The 17482-nt window shown below is 63.5% G+C and carries 17 protein-coding genes; 7 read left to right on the forward strand and 10 right to left on the reverse strand.

The features are described 5' to 3' along the window. Positions 1 to 102: 102 nt before the first annotated feature. Positions 103 to 618 (reverse strand): DUF1269 domain-containing protein, encoded by a 516-nt coding sequence (locus IEV58_RS17740; RefSeq protein ID WP_188411198.1) that lies wholly within the window; start codon positions 616 to 618, stop codon positions 103 to 105. A 250-nt stretch (positions 619 to 868) separates the two neighbouring features. Continuing rightward, positions 869 to 2551 (reverse strand): alpha/beta hydrolase, encoded by a 1683-nt coding sequence (locus IEV58_RS17745; RefSeq protein ID WP_188411200.1) that lies wholly within the window; start codon positions 2549 to 2551, stop codon positions 869 to 871. Between IEV58_RS17745 and IEV58_RS17750 the strand changes: the two genes are divergently transcribed. Next, the gene (locus IEV58_RS17750) at positions 2504 to 2998 is read left to right on the forward strand and encodes a hypothetical protein (protein WP_188411201.1); all 495 of its coding nucleotides are present in this window, start codon (positions 2504 to 2506) and stop codon (positions 2996 to 2998) included. The genes IEV58_RS17745 and IEV58_RS17750 overlap by 48 nt on opposite strands. A gap of 9 nt (positions 2999 to 3007) precedes the next feature. Here the strand turns inward: IEV58_RS17750 and IEV58_RS17755 are convergent, their stop codons facing one another. After that, positions 3008 to 4132: a metal-dependent hydrolase family protein gene (locus tag IEV58_RS17755; RefSeq protein ID WP_229729578.1), complete on the reverse strand. Its 1125-nt coding sequence runs from the start codon at positions 4130 to 4132 to the stop codon at positions 3008 to 3010. Positions 4133 to 4692: 560 nt separating this feature from the next. On the opposite strand from IEV58_RS17755, the gene IEV58_RS17760 reads away from it, so the two are divergent. Next, positions 4693 to 5319, forward strand: coding sequence for a hypothetical protein (locus IEV58_RS17760; RefSeq protein ID WP_188411244.1), 627 nt, complete (start codon positions 4693 to 4695; stop codon positions 5317 to 5319). A gap of 12 nt (positions 5320 to 5331) precedes the next feature. On the opposite strand, the gene IEV58_RS17765 is transcribed toward IEV58_RS17760, so the two are convergent. Further along, positions 5332 to 7287 carry a M10 family metallopeptidase C-terminal domain-containing protein gene (locus IEV58_RS17765; protein ID WP_188411203.1) on the reverse strand — a complete coding sequence of 652 codons (1956 nt, stop codon included), beginning with the start codon at positions 7285 to 7287 and terminating at the stop codon, positions 5332 to 5334. 102 nt (positions 7288 to 7389) lie between these two features. Continuing rightward, positions 7390 to 7782 (reverse strand): acyl-CoA thioesterase, encoded by a 393-nt coding sequence (locus IEV58_RS17770; protein WP_188411205.1) that lies wholly within the window; start codon positions 7780 to 7782, stop codon positions 7390 to 7392. A gap of 160 nt (positions 7783 to 7942) precedes the next feature. On the opposite strand from IEV58_RS17770, the gene aqpZ reads away from it, so the two are divergent. Further along, positions 7943 to 8677 (forward strand): aquaporin Z, encoded by a 735-nt coding sequence (gene aqpZ / locus IEV58_RS17775; RefSeq protein ID WP_188411207.1) that lies wholly within the window; start codon positions 7943 to 7945, stop codon positions 8675 to 8677. A 51-nt stretch (positions 8678 to 8728) separates the two neighbouring features. Here the strand turns inward: aqpZ and IEV58_RS17780 are convergent, their stop codons facing one another. The 3 genes from IEV58_RS17780 to IEV58_RS17790 all read right to left on the reverse strand — a co-directional run bounded on the left by IEV58_RS17780 (position 8729) and on the right by IEV58_RS17790 (position 10331). Beyond that, positions 8729 to 9247, reverse strand: a complete 519-nt coding sequence (locus tag IEV58_RS17780) for a ferritin-like domain-containing protein (protein ID WP_188411209.1) — start codon at positions 9245 to 9247, stop codon at positions 8729 to 8731. A 99-nt stretch (positions 9248 to 9346) separates the two neighbouring features. Then, positions 9347 to 9889: a hypothetical protein gene (locus tag IEV58_RS17785; protein ID WP_188411211.1), complete on the reverse strand. Its 543-nt coding sequence runs from the start codon at positions 9887 to 9889 to the stop codon at positions 9347 to 9349. Between the two features lie 64 nt (positions 9890 to 9953). Continuing rightward, entirely contained in the window at positions 9954 to 10331 is a 378-nt protein-coding gene (locus IEV58_RS17790) for a DUF983 domain-containing protein (RefSeq protein ID WP_188411246.1), read from the reverse strand. Between the two features lie 95 nt (positions 10332 to 10426). Between IEV58_RS17790 and IEV58_RS17795 the strand changes: the two genes are divergently transcribed. Then, positions 10427 to 10891 carry an SRPBCC family protein gene (locus tag IEV58_RS17795; RefSeq protein ID WP_188411213.1) on the forward strand — a complete coding sequence of 155 codons (465 nt, stop codon included), beginning with the start codon at positions 10427 to 10429 and terminating at the stop codon, positions 10889 to 10891. 274 nt (positions 10892 to 11165) lie between these two features. Continuing rightward, positions 11166 to 12479 (forward strand): autotransporter outer membrane beta-barrel domain-containing protein, encoded by a 1314-nt coding sequence (locus IEV58_RS17800; protein ID WP_188411215.1) that lies wholly within the window; start codon positions 11166 to 11168, stop codon positions 12477 to 12479. Between the two features lie 95 nt (positions 12480 to 12574). Here the strand turns inward: IEV58_RS17800 and IEV58_RS17805 are convergent, their stop codons facing one another. Continuing rightward, positions 12575 to 12967, reverse strand: a complete 393-nt coding sequence (locus IEV58_RS17805; RefSeq protein WP_188411218.1) for a thermonuclease family protein — start codon at positions 12965 to 12967, stop codon at positions 12575 to 12577. 5 nt (positions 12968 to 12972) lie between these two features. Then, the gene (gene ubiG / locus IEV58_RS17810) at positions 12973 to 13737 is read right to left on the reverse strand and encodes a bifunctional 2-polyprenyl-6-hydroxyphenol methylase/3-demethylubiquinol 3-O-methyltransferase UbiG (protein ID WP_188411220.1); all 765 of its coding nucleotides are present in this window, start codon (positions 13735 to 13737) and stop codon (positions 12973 to 12975) included. A gap of 126 nt (positions 13738 to 13863) precedes the next feature. Here ubiG and IEV58_RS17815 point away from each other — a divergent pair, with 126 nt between their 5' ends. Beyond that, on the forward strand, positions 13864 to 15117 hold the full coding sequence (locus IEV58_RS17815) for an aspartate kinase (RefSeq protein WP_188411222.1): 1254 nt from the start codon (positions 13864 to 13866) through the stop codon (positions 15115 to 15117). Between the two features lie 69 nt (positions 15118 to 15186). After that, positions 15187 to 17454 carry a phosphoenolpyruvate--protein phosphotransferase gene (gene ptsP / locus IEV58_RS17820; RefSeq protein ID WP_188411224.1) on the forward strand — a complete coding sequence of 756 codons (2268 nt, stop codon included), beginning with the start codon at positions 15187 to 15189 and terminating at the stop codon, positions 17452 to 17454. Positions 17455 to 17482: the final 28 nt, after the last annotated feature.

Below are 17482 nucleotides of genomic sequence, written 5' to 3' on the forward strand. Positions count from 1 at the left end.
CGCGCCGCAAAAGACGTAAACCCCACCACAAGGACCAGCATGACCCCGACCCAGACGTGACCTCACCACTCAGACCGGTCACACCTCTCCGTGACGCCCGCTCTATGGCGGCGGCGTCAAACCGGCTTCCGCCGAGTGGCGCTGAAGGGCGTCACGCAGGACCTGCTCCTTGGTCTCGTCGAGCGAGGTCTTGAGAACCACGCCGCCGAAGCCCTCGATCTGCTTCAGAACCTTGTCTTCGGTCATCTCCTGGATGAGCAGGAAGAGCGCTGCATTGCCGGGCGCTATGCTGGCGGACAGATCCTTCATGAAGGCGTCGTCTATGCCGACATCCGTCAAGGCGCCGCCGAGCGCGCCCGAGGTCGCGCCGATCGCGGCGCCGATGAGCGGATTGAGGAACAGAACGCCGATGAGCAGTCCCCAGAAGCTGCCGGATACCGCACCCGTGGCCGTGGTATTCAAAAGCTGGTTCAGCTTGACTTTTCCCGCCTCGGTTCTGGTGGCGATAACCGCGTCACCAAGCCTGATGACATATTCCTTCTGCAACCCGAGCAGGGTCTGGCGGACTTCCTCCGCCTTCGCTTCGGTGGGGTAAACAATCACGATGAGGGTTGACATGGAAACTCCTGCCTTGAGGCGTGTGAGGTGCCCATATTGTAGGGCGTCACGCGCCTGAAGAAATCAGCCTGGAATCCTGCGGATGTGCTCCATGTCCCTTTTTTGCCTCCGCCGCGCCGCCGGCCAGGCTCGCATTCAGCAAAAAAGCACGGGATTTTGGCGGGCGAGTTGCTCGGCACTCTGGACGAAACCCGACCCGGAAATGAGCTCCACGGCATAAGCCTCACTCAGCTTATGGCACCCCGACAATCTATCCGCTCACAGGCGTCGTACCACGCTTGCTGAAAAACGCTTTGAGCCGCGCAATGTCGTCAGCTGTGATGCCCGGCGGGTCGGTCACGGCCATCCACCCGTCGATGTAATGCTGCGGGGCAAAGACATGGCCGTAGCCCATGGGCGAGGTGGTCGCCATTGCCATGTCGACCGTGAGTTGCAGCATGGTGATGAGAGGATACCAACGAACCTGCTCTGACACATCCGGCCCTCGCGGCTCCTTCATCCAATCAGGCTCGTGGTAGAGCGTGGAGGCATTGAAGAAGGTTATGGGGTCGCTGGCATATTGAAGATAGACGATCCGGAGCGGCCCCCACGCCGCGCCCTCGATGTTCAAAGCATTGTTCTGATTGGTGAAACGGAAGACCGAGCTGTCGCGGAAGCGGGGCAGCCATTCCGGCGATCCGGGGTTGCGGCCGTCGGTCACCGATCGCCAGGTGCTGCTGGGGAAGGGCGGTCCGCTCCATAAAGCGCCTTGGAAGGGATCGGCGATGACATCGTAGAGGCTCGCCGACCGCTCGGAGTTCATCGCGCCGAGGCTCAGGCCGTGCAGGTAAAGTTTCGGCCGACCTTCGCGTGGAAGCGATGTCCAATAGGCATAGACCTCGCGGAACAGCGCGTTGCCCGCCTCCAGGCCGTAGTCCGGCTGGACCAGGAGGGAGAGCCAGCTCGCGAGATAGGAATATTGCATGGCGACGCTCGCGACATCGCCCCTGTGAAGATATTCGACCGTGTCCAACGCGGCCTGATCGACCCAGCCCGTGCCTGTGGGCATCGCGATGATCAATATCGATCGCTCGAAGGCACCGGTACGCTTCAGCTCCTGCAATGCCAGCTGCGCGCGTTCATGCGCGGTCTCGGCGGAGTTCATTCCAACGTACACGCGGACCGGGTCCACAGCGCTTTGGCCGAAGAAGGCGCCGATATCCGAGCCCGTAGGGCCGGAGCTCACAAATCTGCGGCCCTGCCTGCCCAGATCTTCCCATGAGATCAGCGATGCTGAGCTTCCGGCTTTGATCGGGGCATTCGGCCTAGCAAGATCATCCTCGATGAGAGCGTCCAACTCCTGGAATGAGGAGTCCAAGACTCTCAACGTGGACCTGAAGATCAGCCCCTCGGCAGCAGACCAGAACAGCACGAGCGCCAGCAGACCGCCGAGAAGATAAGAGACCCGCGTCGGGAGGAAACGTGCCAGCCAGTTGGAGAAGACCAGAAAAGTGTATCTGAAGAGGTATCCCAGCACCATGAGGACGACGAAGACGACAACAGCGACGGCGCCCGTCATCAGAGGACTCGCCGTGTCCAGTGGCGCAAGACTCATCAGCACGCGGATCGAATTCTGCCATTCCAGAGTCTTCCAAAGGAAGACGGCGGCGATCACAACACAGGCGCCGAAAACCACGATCCTCGCCACCTTGCGGGCTCGCCCCTGCAACTCGGGCAATTCAAGATAATTCCACAGCCAGTAACCGAGAACGCCGGCACCATAGCCGAGAGCGGCCGAGATCCCGGACAACACACCCTGGACAAGATAGGAGCGGGGTATCAGGCTGGGCGTCAGAGACGCCGCAAACGCCAGGCTTCCCAGCAGTATTCCCACCGTGAGGAATGAATGTCCAAGCTTGCTCAGGAAACCTGCGAGCAGCAGCGCGCGTGCCAAAAAATCTTCTCCCTAGCCTGCGTGCAGTCGCCTATCGCACCAGAAGGATGGCCCGGACGATCATCTTCTGAGGCGACGCAGGTCGACGACGCGGCCATTGTGCGCGCTCACTGCGATCTCGAACCGGCCCGAACCACGCCAGGCACGATAGACGAAGAAGCGTCCGCGGCAATCTACCCGTCGGATGTTCCGAAAGCCGCGATTGCGCAGGATCTGCTCACCCTGACGGCACGTGATCGCGCGGCCATTGCTGAGGTTGGCTCCGATATTGATGTTTATCGTGACGGCATGAGCGGGCGTCGGCGACGCTATGGGGATAGCGAAGCTGAGGGCCAGACCAAGGCAGGCCAACAAAAGATGCCGCATCGACATGCTTTCCCTGACATCACAGCGAAGAAGGCGCCGCGCCGGCCATGCGATGGATACGCTAGCGGCGCCGAGAATTGATAGGACAGACTACCTTGAAACGCTGTTCTTGAATATTTTTCCGTCCTTCATGATGATGAGGAAGTTCTTGTCGGGGTCGGAAACCAGGTTCAGATCCTCCAGCGGATTGCCGTCCACCAGCAGCAGGTCGGCGAGCGCACCCTCCTCGACCACGCCGAGCTTTCCCGGATAGGGATTGATGAAACCGGAGAGCGCCAGCATCTCACCCGTGTCCCCTGTCGCGGATTTCAGCGCCTGGGCAGGCGTCATCCATTTGGTCAGCATCGCGAGATAGCTTCCCTGCCGGCTGGCTGCGCCGGGATCAAACAGAATGTCAGCGCCAAAAACCGTTTTGACATTGTGTTTCGCGGCGAGCTTGTAGGCATTCTCCGTGCCGGCAAAAACCTGCAGCGCCTTTTGCTGGGATACCGGGCTCATGCGTGCGAACACCTCCGCGTCGTAGGTCAATGGCTGGAGGCTCCACCAAATGCCTTTCTCCGCCATCAGTTGCACGGTCGCTTCGTCAATCAGCTGGGCATGATCGATGACTTTGACGCCGGCATCGATGGCCCTGCGGACTGCCGTCGGCGTGTAGGCGTGGACCGTGACATAGGTTCCCCAGTCAGCCGCCGCCTCGACGGCGGCGCGCAGTTCGGCTTCGGTGAATTGCACGGATTCAATCGGGTTGTGCGGCGAGCTGACACCGCCTCCCGCCATGAGTTTGATCTGGCTCGCGCCGTTGCGCAGCTGTTCGCGGGCGCGCAGGCGAACCTCGTCGGGACTGTCGGCAATCGCGGCTATCCCCTCCCTCTCGCTGTAGCTGAGAGGGCCGCCAGGCTGGCGCGGCAGCTCGAAGAGAAAGCGGAAGTCTCCATGACCCGAGGTTTGCGAGATCATGGCGCCCGATGGATAGATGCGCGGTCCCGGGACCAGGCCTTCGTCGATCGCCTGCTTTAAGCCAAAAACCGGACCGCCGAGATCTCGGATCGTCGTGAAGCCGCGCATCAGGATTGCTTCGGCTTCATGAGCGGCGCGATGATGGAGATAGGAAGGTTCGGCCGCCATCAGAACCGGCTGCGGCGTGGCGGCCATGAACGCATGCCAATGAGCGTCGATCAGCCCGGGCATCAATACCCGGCCGTCGCCCGCGACCACGCTCACGTCACCCCCGGCTTCGATCTCGCCGGTGGAGATACGCTCGATGATGTTTCCGCGAACGAGCACATTTGAAGGCGGCGAAAGATCAGGAGAGCGTCCGTCGAAAACGCGCACATTCTGGAACAGCGTTGCTCCCTCGGTAACCGGCGCGATTACCGGATCGAGACCTGGTACATCGATATCGAAGTCGTGAGCCACGGCCGCACCGGCAAAACCCATCCAGACGGCTGCGGCGTAGACTGCCGGTCGAAGTCTCCGCGCATCGATCATCTCACCGTTCCCTCAGGTTGGTCGATCGGTCGTATCGGGAGGTCGCGATTGCAGGACCGAGGGGCTGTGCGAGTTTCACAACCGGTCACGTCAATTCAACGGCTCCGTTGTCGCTGGAGGATAACGTTCCCTCCCTGGCCTTGGCATTGGCTCACAATTCCAAAGCTGTGCCTTCCGTCCCAATCGGACGACGGAGCGAGATCTGCACATTCGCCTTCGGATGAAGGCCAAGCCTGTTTATGATCGATCAGCGCATTACAGCCGGAACGCGTGAGGAAGGCGCCGACGTGAAGTCACCCAGGAGCGTGAAGGGACTTGAAGATCTCGGCCGGGTGCGCCTGTCCGAGAGCTTCTTCATGCGCGACTTCCTTTACTCGGAGATCGCCAACGCTTACGGCCTCTCCAATATCCCTGAGAACCCCGATCTTGCGATCGCGGCGGGCTCGCGGCTTTGCCAGGAACTGCTGGAGCCGCTGCGGGCGCGTTTTGGCCGCATCTCGATCCGCTCGGCTTTCCGCTCACGCGCCATCAACCAGCTCGGCAACGAGAGGGGGCACAACTGCGGTTCCAACGAGAGCAATTACGCCGGCCATATCTGGGATCATCGCGACGCGGAGGGCCTTATGGGTGCCACCGCCTGCGTCGTCGTCCATGCCTTCATCCCCTATTATGAAGCGACGGGGCAGTGGGAGGCGATAGCCTGGTGGGTGCACGATCATCTGCCCTACAGGGACATGGAGTTCTTCCCGAAATTCGCCGCCTTCAACATCGGCTGGCACGAGAAGCCCCGGCCCGCGATCTACAGCTTCGTGCCGCCGCGCCGGGGCTGGCTGACCAAGCCCGGCATGCCAAATCATGAAGGCTCGCATGAGAGCGAATATCGCGCGTTTCTCGCCAGCCTCGACAAGGCGTAACGCGGCGTCCTCTCAGAGGAGGATATCGCCCGCCGCCAGAGAGCTCACGCCGCTGAGCTTGATCGACATATCCGCCACGCCGTCGCCATCAATGTCGCCCGACAGGATCATGTTCAGGAACCTGAGCTCGGCTGCCGCGCCGCTGAAGGCCTGGTCGCCGATGAAGGAGAAGGCCTGATTACCTGACGCCGTGCTGTTGGCGTCGATGGCGGTAAGATCGATCCTGTCCTCACCAGAGGTGAAGCCCGTGATGGTATCGCGTTTGGCCGCGGTGCTCTCTGCCGCCGAGAGATAGGCGAAGACGTCGGCACCAGCCCCGCCGTTCAGCGTGTCGGCGCCCAGACCGCCGATCAGAATATCGTCGCCATCGCAGCCGAGAAGACTGTCGTCACCGCCGCGCCCGTCGATGAGATCATCGCCGCCGTTGCCGCGGATGCCGTTGGCGGCGTCGGTGCCGCGGATGATGTCGTGGTAGTTGGAGCCCATCACATTCTCGATGGAGTGATAGCTGTCGCCTTCCGCCTCGCCGGTGTTGGCGCCAAAATCAATGAGATCGACGGTCAGACCCGTGCCGAAGGCGTCCGTCGCCTCCGCGGTGACATAGCGGGCGGTATCCTGTCCGCTGCCGCCGTCGAGATGATCGGCGCCGAGACCTCCGCTGAAGCTGTCATTACCGTCACCGCCATAGAGCGCATCATCGCCGCCTCGGCCGTGCAGCTCGTCGTGCCCAGCGCCGCCACGGACGATGTTGTCGTCATCATCGCCGCGCAGGCTGTCGTTGTGCCGCGATCCGATCAGCTCCTCGATGGAATGGTAGCGGTCGCCCGTGGCTTCGCCGTTGTTGCTGCCTGAGGTCATGAGGTCGGCGACCAGCCGGCCACCCTGCGAGGATGAAATCGGGTCCGCATCGGAATAATCCGCCGCATCCCAGCCGGCGCCGCCGTCCATGACGTCGGCGCCAAGGCCGCCGGTCAGACGGTTGTCGGCATCATTGCCGATCATGATGTCATCGCCGCTTCCGCCCACGGCGTTCTCGATCAGCGAGCGCGGGTCATTGTCGTGGAGCAGCGCGTTGGCGATGTTGCCGGGGGCGAGCTTGGAGCCGTTCTGGTGCAGCTTCGCGAGTTGGGCCGTGGAGACGGTGGTCCATTCGCCGGGTCTGAGGTCAACCTTCAGATCCGTGCCATAGGCAGAGAAGTCATAGGTATCGCTGCCGCCGCCATCCCAGACGGTCTGGAAGATGCGGTTCGCCTCGGGCCGTCCCTGCCCGATACCATCGATGAGCATCTCACCCGTCGAGGGCCTCCAGGTATAAAGTGTGTCGCCGCTGTTGGTGCCGTAGTTGGCGCCATAGATGTGCTGCAGGGCGGCGATGTCGTACATCATGGGCGACTGGGCATAGCCAGCTGTTTCATTGGTGAAGCCGGTGGTTGGAGCGCCCACATAGGAGCGGTAGCTCATCACCGTATATTCCATGGCGTCGCGGCCCGTGGGCATGACGTAGCCCTCGTGCGGGTGAGCGAGGCCGAGCGCATGGCCGATCTCATGCATGATGGCGAGGCTGGAATAATCGCCCTTGTCGGGGCTCATGTAATAGCCGTTGGACCTGTTGAGCCAGACGTCGCCGCCTTCGTCGTGGGTGGAGGGGCCATAGGCCCAGGCGGTCGGCGGCAGATCGGACACGCCGAAGCGCAGCGTTGCCGAGGCGGCGGAGGCACCGGTCAGCTCGGTGAAGCTCAGGTCGGCGACGCTGGCGTAGGCGTCGAGCGCCGCACGCACGGCGGCCTGCTGCGCGGTGTTGAGGGCCATGAAATTGCTGGAGGTTTCCCCCTCGCCATAGCCGGCGCCGTAAGCGCTGGCGCTCGTGGGAAAGCTGAAGGTGAGATCGGGGTCAGCCCACTTCAGGTTTTTCAGAATGCCGTCGATGTAGCTGTCGCCAGTGGTGATGTAGGTGCTGACTGCGGCCATGCGCCATCCGCCTTCAATGAGGTGTCTTCGACGGACGCATCCTGCACGCGAAGCCTGAGAGTTTTCTTAGCCCGCCTCTTAGCATTCGACGCGCTTTTGCATCTATTGCGCGGTTTGCGGCAGCGGCCGCGGGCGACGGTCGTCGTCGATCGCAACGAAGGTGAAGGTCGCCTCCGTCACCTTGACCATGTCATCGCCTTCCCGGGCGCGGCGCCAGGCCTCGATGTGGATGCGCATGGAGGTGCGGCCGGAGGAGACCACATCGCCGTAAAAGCTCACCTCGTCGCCCACCAGAACCGGGCTGAGGAAGCTCATGGCTTCCACGGCCACGGTGGCGGCCCGCCCCCGGGCGTGGCGGGTCGCGACGTTGCCGGCGGCAAGATCCATATGCGCCATGAGCCAGCCGCCGAAGATGTCGCCGGCGGGATTGGTGTCGGCCGGCATGGCGATCGTGCGCACCACGGGGCTTCTTGAGGGCGGCGTCATTGCGGTCATCGTGGCTCTGATTCACGTCGGAGAAATCTCGGCGCAGCGTAGAGAAAGGCGTCACCTTCGTCGCTGGGCAAGACGGCACGGATCGGATGCTGTCAACAAGTCTCTTGCAAAACTTACGGTTGAGGAAGAACTTTCCTCCGTGGGGCAACGGGAGGGAATCATGTCCAACATTCGCAAGTATGCCGCCGAGGCGATCGGCACGTTCTGGCTTACCTTTGGCGGCTGCGGTGCAGCCGTACTTGCCGCCGGCTTTCCCGATGTGGGCATCGGGCTGCTCGGCGTTTCGCTGGCCTTCGGCCTGACGGTGCTGACCATGGCGTACACCATCGGTCATGTGTCCGGCTGTCATCTCAATCCGGCGGTGACGGTGGGGCTGGCGGTGGGCGGCCGCTTTCCGGCCGATCAGATCGCGCCTTATGTGATCGCGCAGGTCATCGGGGCGATCGTCGGCGCGGCGGTGCTCTATGTCATTGCCAGCGGTGCAGCCGGGTTCGATGCCGTTGCAAGCGGGTTTGCCGCCAACGGCTATGGCGAACATTCGCCCGGGGGCTACAGCTTGACGGCGGCGCTGGTGACGGAGCTGGTGCTGACCATGCTCTTCCTCTTCATCATCATGGGCTCAACCCACGGCAAGGCGCCGGCCGGCTTCGCGCCCATCGCCATCGGCCTCGGGCTGACGCTCATCCACCTCATCAGCATTCCTGTCACCAACACCTCGGTCAATCCGGCACGCAGCACCGGCCCGGCTCTCTTCGTCGGCGGCTGGGCCATATCGCAGCTCTGGCTGTTCTGGGTGGCGCCAATCCTCGGCGGGGCCGTCGGCGGGGCGCTCTACCGCTGGATCAGCGCCGAGCCTTCGGCGCCCGTGGTGGGCGAGACGGTGAAGCCGTCCTGACAAGTGATCTGCTGAAGGCCGGTTCACCCCAGCCTTCAGCTTTTTGACGCCTCACCGCTTCGCGGTCATGTCTCCGACCTCGCGGGCGAGGAAGGTCTGCGTGATGTCCGGAAGGTTCTGCTCCAGCCAGGACGCCATCTTGATCTCTTCATCGAGCGAGGCCTGCAGAAGGGACACGTGCTGGGTATGCCCGCTGGCTTCCGCCATGGTGATCAGTGACCGATAGGCGGCGATCTCGAAGTTCTCGAAGGCGAAATCGGCGAAGCTGTTCTTGAGGATCTCGTCGCCGGCCATGGTGTGTCCCATGGCGGCCATGGAGCCCATCACCGAGGCGGCCATGTCTTTGAGGGACGAGTTGCTGTCGCCGACGGATTTCAGGATCTGGTCCAGCCGGTCCTTCTGAACCTTGGTTTCTTCGATGTGCTCGCGCAGCCGCTGCTCCAGCGCCGGATAATGCTCCAGTCGCTTCACCTGCGCTTCCATGATCGAGAGAGCCTCGTTTTCCATGGAGTGGGCGTTACGTAGACCCAGAGAGAAAATCTCGAGTTGCTTTGTCATGGTGTCGGCCATTTGTGTCTCCTCCTGAGGCTTTAAGCGCCTCGCCGCGTATGTTCGGTAACGTCGTCTGCGGCGTCCTGTTCCTGCCAGCCTTTAAGGTCGAGCTTCGCCTCAACTGCAGCCTTCGACATATTGGATGCTGGGACCGCCGGCGCGGATGGCCGTGACCTTGCCGCCGGTGCCGACCTCGTAACGCAGGCCCCGTGCGTCAGGGTTTTGCACATAGGCCTCGCCGGCCGCGCCTTTCGTCCAGATCGTGATGTCCTGCGCCGGGGCGGGATCATATTTCGCCGGGCTCACCATGGCCGCGGCGCCATAGGCACTCTCCACCGCAGCCAACTCGGCGCCAAGGCCGAGGCCCGCATCGGTCTTGATGATGGAGCGACCCGTGAGCGAGATGCGTGTCAGCCGCCCGTTCTCCAGCATGACCAGCAGGCCTTCCGGCGCGCGCTCCGGCCGATACTCGCGGCAGGCAGCCCCGCCGCCGAATCCGCCTGAACCAAGCGCCTTTGTCACATCGTCCGCCGCCATGCCGATGCGCAAGGGGCCCCAGCCTTCGGAGCCCAGCGTATCCCTTTGCTGCGGGACAGCTTCCTGGGAGACGCAGGCGGCAACGACGAGCGCCGCGCAGAGGGCGGCCGGTTTCCTGATCATGGGGGCTCCTGACGATGTTCCGTCACAAGGTAACGTCGTCAGGTCACATGGGTTCGTCGCGCCTCTACTCGCGCGGCGAGAGGCGGCCCTGTTCCGCCTTGTGAATGTATTGCGAGCAGACGAGCCAGCCCTTGAGCGGCCGCAGCAGCGCCATGCAGCCGAGGATCAGGACCGGGCCGGTGGTCAGAAGATGCACCCAGGACGGTGGATCGAAGGCCATCTGGATCCACATGCCGAAGCCCAGAGCGGGAACGGCCCAGATCGACATGGCAAAGAAGGCTGGACCATCGGCTGGATCGGCGAAGGAATAATCGAGCCCGCAGCGGTCGCAGGATTTGGCGAGCGCCAGGTATCCGTTGAACAGCTTGCCCTGCTCGCAGCGCGGGCAGCGGCCCCTGAGGCCCAATCTGAAGGCGTGGGAATTGCCGCTGTAATGGTCCATATCCGACAACGTGGCCTGTTTGCTAGAGTTCCTCCGCAGCTGGTGCCCCGATTGTGTCGCCGGTGCAATTGGACGGAATGACCTAGGGAGGAACCATGAACCTCAGTTTCAGCGTCTACGCATGTGTGTCGAAACCCGTTTCCGAGGTCTTTGAAGCGGTGGCCGATCCGGACAAGCTCTCGCGCTATTTCACGACCGGCGGGGCCAAGGGGCGGCTTGAGGCCGGTTCGACCGTCACCTGGGACTTCCATGACTTTCCCGGCGCCTTTCCGGTGGAGGTCGTCGAGGTGGAGCCCGACCGTCGCATTGTTCTGCACTGGGGCGCGGTCGAGCCGGGGAAGAGCGGCCCTGACGAGGAATATCAGACCACCGTCACCTTCACCTTCGAGCCGGTGGAAGACGGCCGCACCAAAGTGTCGGTGTCGGAGGAGGGGTGGCGCGACACGGCGGCTGGGCTGGCGGCATCCTACGGCAACTGCATGGGTTGGGCGCAGATGCTCTCGGCGCTGAAGGCTTGGCTGGAGTACGGGATCAACCTGCGGGACGGGATGTATCGATAAAGCCGGATCGGCGCTGATCAGCCTTTTGCCGCTTCGGCACAGACGCACCGGAAGCCGGCGGTGTCGGGAGTACGGCGATTACGGCGACCATGCGGCAAATTATCTTTGGATAGCGGAAAAACTGATAAGGCGCGCAACTGTTGCGAGAGGGACAACTTTCCTATGCTGCCGGAACTGGGGTTATTCATCGACGAGTTAGGGCGGGGTTATGTTCCGGAAAGTGCACGCGTTCCACGCGGCAGCGGTTGCGGTTGCAGCGACAGGTTTCTTTTTCATGGGTGGTGAGCTCGCATCGGCGGCGACAGACGGGTGTGAAGCGGTCGGCTACGGGGATTTCAATCTCACCTACACCTCTTCAGGTCAGAGAACGGTTCATCACTTCTATCCCGGCGAGACGGTCAACTTCGTTGTCACGATTACGGATGGCGGCGGAGGCGCCACCTGGGAGTTGCACAACATGTCCGGCATGATCGCGCAAAGAAGCGGTAGCGGCAGCTACAATGTATCCCACACGGTTGGTGGCTCAGCAGAAGATTTGATAATCGACGTCGTCATCATCGGCACCGGCACGATCAGCGTCACCGCCACCTGCGGTGCGGCGATCGACAGCAGCGATCTGACCGACAGCAAGAAGGTGGAAGCAGTGCAGGTGATGGGCACGCGTATGAGCGCCCGTGCCTCCGCTGCCGTTCAGACCACCTCCGTCTCGAACGCCATCACGGACGCCTTTTCCGCAGCCCCTCAGCCGATCTCCATGAATTCCGGCGGTCTACGGCTGAACTATGCTCCGGAAACCGCGCCCGGTCTCGAATGGGCTGCTGCGCAGCGGTTGTGGAGCCTCTGGGCGGACTTCCGCTACACCAGCTGGGATGCGGGCGGAAACGGCGTGCTCGACGGCGATCAGATCAACGCGCTCGTCGGTCTCGGCTATCGCATCGACGACCGGACGCTTGTCGGCGTCTTCGGCGGCTATGAAACCTTCGATATCGAAATGTCGCGGTTCTCCGCCACTCTTGAAGGCGATGGCGGCACCCTTGGTGTCTATGCCGCACGCTACATGCTGCCAAACCTGCGCTGGGACGTGATCGGCAGTTGGTCAGGCATTTCCTATGACACCGAGGCCGGTGCCGCTGCGGGAAGCTTTGACGGCTCGCGCTGGCAGCTTTCCACGGGGCTGACTGGCAATCATCAAGTGTCAGCCTTCATCCTGGAGCCATCGGCTCGCCTCCAGGGCCTGTGGGAAACACAGGATGCCTGGGTGGACAGCCTCGGCGCGCTGCAGGCGAAGCAGAACTTCTCGGCGGCGCGCTTTGCCCTCGGCGGCCGGGCGATCATGCCATGGGAGATGGACAGCGGAATCAAGCTGTCTCCCTATCTAGGCCTCTATGGCGACTATAACTTCGGCGATGAAGGTGCGACACCGGCCGGCAGCAACATCGGCATAGACAACGGCCTTTCGGCCCGTGTGACGGCGGGCGCCAGCCTCAGCCGCGGCGCTGGCTCGCTCTTCCTTGGTGGCGAGCTCGGCGGACTTGGCGGGGACGAGCGTTACTGGAGTGCCAGCGCCCGTGGCATCTGGGAATTCTGAGGCGGCGATCATCGCTGCATCGCGAAAAGGGCGGCCTCGGTGCCGCCCTTTTTCATGGTCCGCGCGAATCCTCAGAAGCTGTAACGGAGGCGGTCTCAGCGATAGTATCCATCCGACCATTCCGGCACCGCGCGCGCCGCACCGCGCCGGATCATCTCAAGGGCGATGTCGGTCTTGCCGGCCCAGCACTGGGAGACATAGAGCTTGCCTGTTCGAGGCGGGACATAGCCGTCGCAGGGCGAGCCGGAGTTCACCGGCACGCACATGACTTTGCGGCCGCCGATGACGGCGGCCATGGTGTGTTTGGCGGCGGTGCCGGCCTCGGTGTCCGCCGCGGGCGCGGTGATGCCGCAGAGGCGCACGCCAAGGCCGTCCATGATGAAGGTGCGTCCGTCCAGGATCTTGATCCGCTGGACATCGGCAAGGGCCGGAGAGGCGGCAAGGCAGATCGTGCCGAAAAGAAGCGCCAGAGCTGACCGCCGCCTCATGACCTTTATCCCTCGCTCTTGTCCGCCGCAAACCAGTAATTGACGTCGGTATCGGCCCCAAGGTTCCATTCCCGCTTCAGCGGGTTGTAGATCATGCCGCGTCTGTTGCCGGGGACGAGACCCGCGCCGCGGGCGTAATGCGCCATCTCATCGGGCGTGACGAATTTCTCCCAGTCATGGGTGCCGCGCGGCAGCCAGCGCAGGATGTATTCGGCGCCGATGATGGCGAGGCCGAAGCTTTTCAAAGTGCGGTTGAGGGTGGAGAGCATGACGATGCCGCCGGGCTTTGTGAGCCCGGCCAGCGTTTTGACGAAGGCACCGGGATCGGTGACATGTTCGATCACCTCGGAGGCCACCACCACGTCGAAGCTTTCCCCCGCGGCCAGAAGCGCCTCGGCGGTTTCGGCGCGATAGTCGATGGCAAGGCCCGCTTCCCCAGCATGAGCGCGGGCGGCCGCCACATTCTTCTCCGCCGGATCGATGGCGGTGACCTTCGCACCCAGACGTGACAGCGGCTCGGCCAGGATGCCGCCACCGCAGCCGACGTCGAGCAGCGTCAGGCCGTCGAGACAGCGCAGGACAAGCGGATCGCGCGAGAAGTGCCTCGTTGTTTCATCCCTCACGAAGGTGACGCGAACGGGTGTCAGCGCATGCAGCGGCGCATAGGGACCGGAGGGATCCCACCACAGATGGGCGTTGGCGGCGAAACGCGCGACTTCGGCCTCGTCCACGGAAGCCTTGGCCGTATCCTTCGAAGTTGTCGTCGTCATCTGTTTCAGCACCGTTGCTCTTGCCGGCAGGTGCCGCTATCTATACGCGCCTTTTGCGCCCTGGCTCCAGAGCGCAGGCGCTGCTCCGTGCGGCGCGCCTTTCAAAAATTCCGGTCCGGATCCCAAATGGCCCGCATAGTCATGAAGTTTGGCGGCACTTCCGTCGCCAATATAGAACGCATCCGCAACGTCGCTGCCCATGTGAAACGTGAGGTTGAGGCCGGCAACGAAGTGGCCGTGGTTGTTTCCGCCATGGCGGGGGCCACCAATCAGCTGGTGGCCTGGTGCCGCGAACTCTCTCCCATGCATGATGCCCGCGAATATGACGCGGTGGTCGCCTCGGGCGAGCAGGTGACGGCGGGACTTCTCGCCATCGCGCTGCAGGACGCCGGTGTTTCCGCCCGCTCCTGGCAGGGCTGGCAGATCCCGCTCAAGACCGATGCCGCCCATGGCTCGGCCCGTATAGCGGATATCGACGGTAACCTGCTCATCGAACGCATGAGCCAGGGGCAGGTGGCCGTTGTGGCCGGTTTCCAGGGTATCGCGCCGGATAATCGTATCGCCACGCTGGGGCGTGGCGGCTCGGATACGAGCGCGGTTGCCATCGCCGCGGCCGTGAAGGCCGATCGCTGCGACATCTACACCGATGTCGACGGCGTCTACACCACCGATCCACGCATCGTTCCCAACGCGCGCCGGCTGGAGCGCGTCTCCTTTGAGGAGATGCTGGAAATGGCCTCGCTCGGGGCCAAGGTTCTTCAGGTGCGCTCGGTGGAGCTCGCCATGGTTCACAACGTGCGCGTTTTCGTGCGGTCGAGCTTCGACGCACCTGACGCGCCACAGGCCGGGCCCGGAACTCTTCCGCCCGGAACACTCATCTGCGACGAGGACGAGATCGTGGAACAGCAGGTCGTCACCGGCATCGCCTATTCCAAGGACGAGGCACAGGTTACTCTCCGGCGCGTGGCCGACAAGCCGGGCGTCGCCGCCAGCATCTTCGGCCCGCTGGCCGCCGCCAACATCAATGTGGACATGATTGTGCAGAACGTCGCCCCCGGTGGCGCGCACACCGATGTGACCTTCACCGTGCCGGTGGGTGAGCTCGACCGCGCCATGAAGGTGCTGGAGGAGGCGCGCGGCGAGATCGACTATGAGGATCTCCAGGGCGCCCGCGATGTGGTTAAGGTCTCGGTCATCGGCATCGGCATGCGCAGCCATGCGGGTGTTGCATCCAAGGCCTTCAAAGCCCTGGCGGAGCGCGGCATCAACATTCGCGTCATCGCCACCTCCGAGATCAAGATCTCGGTTCTGATCGATGCCGCCTATACCGAACTTGCGGTGCGGACTCTCCATTCGGTATACGGACTGGACGCGGCCTGACGTATCGTCAGGCAAACCCTGAGCCCCTTTACGTGCGCGGGAAACCCCGGCACGCTCCGGAGAATGGCCATGCGAGGCGCATATGGCGGCCCGCGCGTGCTTCTCCGTCGTCTCCGCGAGGTGATGACGGAGCCGGCCACGGCGCAGGAACGCCTCGACAAGATAGTGGTGCTGATCGCCTCCAACATGGTGGCGGAGGTGTGCTCGGTCTATGTGCTGCGCGTTGACGGCACGCTGGAGCTCTATGCCACGGAAGGTCTGAACCGCGCCGCCGTCCATCTGACCAGCCTCAAGATCGGCGAGGGCCTCGTCGGCCTGATTGCCCGGGAGGCGGAGCCGCTCAACCTTGCGGACGCGCAGGCGCATCCCGCATTCGCCTATCGGCCGGAGACGGGCGAAGAGATCTATCATTCCTTCCTGGGCGTTCCGGTTCTGAGGGCCGGCAACACCCTGGGCGTGCTCGTCGTCCAGAACAAGGCGCATCGCACCTATTCGGAGGAAGAGGTCGAGGCGCTGCAGACCACGGCCATGGTGTTGGCCGAAATGATCGCCTCCGGTGAACTCACCGCGCTCGCCAAACCGGGTGCGGAGCCGGTGCTGCGGCGTCCGGTGACGCAAAGCGGCGAGCCGCTGAGCGACGGCATCGGGCTCGGCCATGCTGTGCTTTATGACAGTCGCGTCGGCGGCACCAAGAATCTCATTTCCGATGATCCGCAGGCGGAACTCGACCGACTCGATACGGCTTTCGTGACGTTGCGCAGCTCCATCGACGACATGCTCGACAGGGGCGACATGCAGCGCGGCGGCGAGCATCGTGAGGTGCTGGAAGCCTTCCGCATGTTCGCCAACGACCAGGGTTGGGTGCGGCGCATCCGCGAGGCGGTGCTGGGCGGCCTTACCGCCGAGGCGGCGGTGGAGCGGGTGCAGTCCGACACGCGCGCCCGCATGCAGCGCATGATGGATCCCTACCTGCGCGAACGCCTACACGACCTCGACGATCTCGCCAACCGGCTGATGCGTGCGCTGGCCGGTGACGTCGGCCCGGCGGCCATGAACCTTCCCGACAACGCCATCATCGTTGCCCGCAACATGGGGCCGGCGGCGCTGCTGGATTTCGAGCGGGGCCGGGTGCGCGGGCTGATCCTGGAAGACGGCGGACCCACCAGCCACATCGCCATCGTGGCTCGGGCGCTGGGTGTTCCGGCCGTCGGCCAGATCGCCAATGCCACCAGCCTGATGGAAAGCGGCGATGCCGTCATCGTCGATGGCGATGCCGGTCAGATCCATGTGCGGCCGATGGAGGACATCGAACGTACCTATGCGGAAAAGGTACGCTTCCGCGCCCGGCGGCAACGGCAATATGCGGCGCTGCGCGACAAGCCCAGCGTCACCCGTGATGGCAAGACCATCACTCTCCTGCTCAACGCCGGCCTGATGGTGGATCTGCCGCATCTGGCCGAAACCAACGCGGCGGGCATCGGCCTCTTCCGCACCGAACTCCAGTTCATGGTGGCTGACAGCTTTCCGCGCACCGGCGAGCAGCAGGCGCTCTACAGCGAGGTGCTGGACGCGGCGAAGGGCAAGAGCGTCACCTTCCGCACGCTGGATATCGGCGGCGACAAGGTCCTGCCCTATCTGCGCGCCATCTCCGAGGAAAACCCGGCGCTCGGCTGGCGCGCCATCCGGCTCGGCCTCGATCGGCCGGGGCTGCTCCGATCGCAGATCCGCGCGCTGGCAAAGGCCGCCTCGGGCCGCGAGCTCAAGGTCATGTTCCCCATGGTGACCGCCGTGTGGGAGTTCGACCAAGCGCGAGCACTGTTCGAACGCGAGCTGACACATCTTCGCCGCTGGGGCTACGATCTGCCCGAACGGGTGCACCTCGGCTGCATGGTGGAGGTGCCCGCGCTGCTCTATCAGCTCGAGCCGCTGATGGAGCGTGTCGACTTCGTGTCGGTCGGCTCCAACGATCTGTTCCAATATCTCCTGGCGTCCGACCGCGGCAACACGCGTGTCGCCTCGCGGTTCGACACGCTCAACCTGCCGTTCCTGCGCGCCCTGCGCTCCGTGGTCCGCGCGGCCGATAAGGCCAATGTGCCGGTGACGCTGTGCGGCGAACTGGCCTCGCGCCCGCTGGAAGCGGTCGCGCTGGTGGCACTGGGCTTTCGCGCCATCTCCATGTCGCCTTCGGCCATCGGCCCGGTGAAAGCGGCCCTGCTCGCGCTCGACACCGAACGCGCCGCCGATCTCGTCAATGAACGACTGGATGACCCGAAGGCGGTGGGATCGCTGCGCGAGGCGCTGTCGGACTTCGCGGCGGCGGAAGGCATTCCGATCTAGGCACGCCAGAGCCTTCCGACCGATGTCC

Origin of the sequence: Agaricicola taiwanensis, from assembly GCF_014635245.1 — a bacterium.
GTDB classification, from domain to species: Bacteria; Pseudomonadota; Alphaproteobacteria; order Rhizobiales; family Methylopilaceae; genus Agaricicola; species Agaricicola taiwanensis.